Raw genomic sequence first — 2535 nt, forward strand, 5'->3', positions numbered from 1 at the left:
CGACGGGCGCGAGGCGCCCGGCGCGCTCATGGCGGCGCGCGGTCACGCCGATGTACCCGGGGAGCGGCGTGCGGGCGCGAAGGTCGGCACGCCCCGCGCCGACCAGGAGCCGCCCGGATGACGTCTGCGACCACGAGCGGGGCACCCGGGTCCCGTCCGCGCTCCGTGCTGGCCTCGTCCGCTCCCGGTGGACGGTGGGCGACGGTGAAGAAGGCGCTCGCGGTCCCCGTCGGTCTGCTCGCGACCGCGGCGTTCGTGGGAGTCGCGGCGCTGATGATCGCGTTCCTCGTCCGCGAGGACGCCCTCGCGCGCGACCTGCGCGCGGACGGGGTCGCGACGACCGGGGTCGTCACGGCCGTCACGGTGACCGGTGGTCGCGGTGGCGTGAACTACCGCCTGGACGTCACCTACCTGGACGGCCTCACGACCGTCGACGGCTCGGGATGCCCGTGCAGCCTCGTGGGCGACCGGGTGACCGTGGTGCACGACCCGCACGATCCGGAGCGGGCCATGACCGCCGGCCGGCTGGCCGGGTGGACGAGGTGGTGGTTCCTGCCTGCCGTCCTGCTGCTCGTCCTGCCCTCGGGGCTCGTCGTCGTGGGGTGGGCGAGTCTCGGGGTCCAGGTCGTGGCCCGGAGGTACCGCGTCGTGCGGTACGGCGACCCGCGGGTGCACGCCGAGGAGCGCGCCCGTCGCGCGGGGGACTACGTCGCGTTCGTCAACGAGCACCAGAGACGGCCCGAGCAGACGAGCGGTGACGTCGTCGAGGCCGGTCTGGCGTCGTGGTGGGTGGCGGTCCAGGAGGACGCACCGGACAGCCGAGAGACGCGTCTGGTCGCCGACGTCCTGGCGCTCACCCGCCTGTAGCGGCCACCGCCTCGGTCCCGGGCGGCGGCGTGCCCGTCGACGTCGTCGAGCGGCTCCGCCACCTGCCCGTGCCGTGCGACGACGACGGCGGCAGACTCGTGACGTGCCCCGACGCCCGCTGGACGAGTACCGCGCGAAGCGGGACCCGGCGCGCACGCGCGAGCCCGTCCCGCCGCCGGACGCACCGTTGCCGCAGGGCGAGGACCGGACGTTCGTGGTCCAGGAGCACCACGCCCGCGCGCTGCACTGGGACCTGCGGCTCGAGCGCGACGGCGTGCTGGTGTCGTGGGCCGTGCCGAAGGGCCTGCCGCAGGAGCCGGGCACGAACCACCTCGCGGTCCACACCGAGGACCACCCGATGGAGTACGCGACGTTCGAGGGCGACATCCCCGCGGGCGAGTACGGCGGCGGGCACATGTCGGTCTGGGACCGCGGCACGTACGAGACGGTGAAGTGGTCGGACCGCGAGGTGCAGGTCGTGCTGCACGGCGAGCGCGTGCAGGGACGGTACGTGCTGTTCCGCACGCGCGGTCGGGGGCGCTCCGGCGGGAACGGCGACGGCCGCGGGCGGGGCGACGACGAGCGCAGCTGGATGGTGCACCGCATGGACCCGCCGACGCGGCCCGACTGGACGCCGCTGCCCGACCTGGTCCGTCCGATGGCGGCCGTCGCGGGCGAGCTGCCGCCCGACGACGACGCGTGGGCGTACGAGATGAAGTGGGACGGCGTGCGGGCCGTCGCGTACGTCGACGGCGGCCGGGTGAGGCTGATGTCGCGCAACGACCTGGACGTCACGCGGTCGTACCCGGAGATCGCCGGGCTCGGCGAGCAGCTGGGGTCGACGCAGGCGGTCCTCGACGGCGAGCTCGTCACGTTCGACGCGCGCGGCGCCCCGGACTTCGGGCGCCTCCAGCAGCGGATGCACGTCGCCGACCCCGCGGTCGCGCGCCGGCTCGCCCAGACGGTGCCCGTCGTCTACCTCGTCTTCGACGTCCTGCACCTCGACGGCCGCGACACCCTCGACCTGCCCTACGACGACCGCCGCGCGCTGCTCGACGGCCTCGGCCTCGCGGGGCGCTCGTGGCAGACGCCGCCGTCGTTCGACGGCCCGGGCGAGGCCGTCCTGGCGGCGAGCCGCGAGAACGGCCTCGAGGGCGTGCTCGCGAAGAAGCGGCGCTCCCCGTACCGCCCGGGCCGCCGCTCGCCGGACTGGGTCAAGGTCAAGCACGTCCGCATGCAGGAGGTCGTGCTCGTCGGGTGGAAGCCGGGCAAGGGCGCGCGGGCGGAGACGCTCGGGTCGCTCGTGCTCGGCGTCCCCGACGACGACGGCGTGCTGCGCCCCGCGGGGTCCGTCGGCACGGGCTTCACGCGGCGCACCCTCGACGACCTGCTGCGCCGGCTCACCCCGCTCGTGACGTCGTCGTCGCCGTTCACCGTGCGGCTCCCCGCCGCCGACACGCGCGACGTGCACTGGGTCCGCCCGGAGCTGGTCGGCGAGGTCGCCTTCACCGAGTGGACGTCCGACGGCCGTCTGCGGCACCCGTCCTGGCGCGGGCTGCGCCCCGACAAGTCCCCGGCCGACGTCGTCGTCGAGGGCACCTGAGGGGCATCTCGAGCGTCGCGCCGACGGGACGGCCGGCCGCCGCGCCGACCGGGACGCCGGCCCAG

General features: G+C 75.7%; 2 protein-coding genes. Both read left to right on the forward strand.

Going from position 1 to position 2535, the window contains the following annotated elements; all coding sequences use genetic code 11:
• The first annotated feature begins 117 nt into the window (after window positions 1–117).
• Window positions 118–867, forward strand: a complete 750-nt coding sequence (locus tag HGA02_RS16090; RefSeq protein ID WP_168680098.1) for a DUF3592 domain-containing protein — start codon at window positions 118–120, stop codon at window positions 865–867.
• Between the two features lie 103 nt (window positions 868–970).
• Window positions 971–2470, forward strand: a complete 1500-nt coding sequence (gene ligD, locus HGA02_RS16095; protein WP_168680100.1) for a non-homologous end-joining DNA ligase — start codon at window positions 971–973, stop codon at window positions 2468–2470.
• The last annotated feature ends 65 nt before the right edge of the window (window positions 2471–2535 follow it).

Source organism: Cellulomonas septica (genome assembly GCF_012396155.1).
Taxonomy (GTDB): domain Bacteria; phylum Actinomycetota; class Actinomycetes; order Actinomycetales; family Cellulomonadaceae; genus Cellulomonas; species Cellulomonas septica.

Bases quoted from the DNA above. Each gene is read 5' to 3' on its own strand.
- HGA02_RS16090 (WP_168680098.1), top strand. From the start codon at position 118: ATGACGTCTGCGACCACGAGCGGGGCACCCGGGTCCCGTCCGCGCTCC.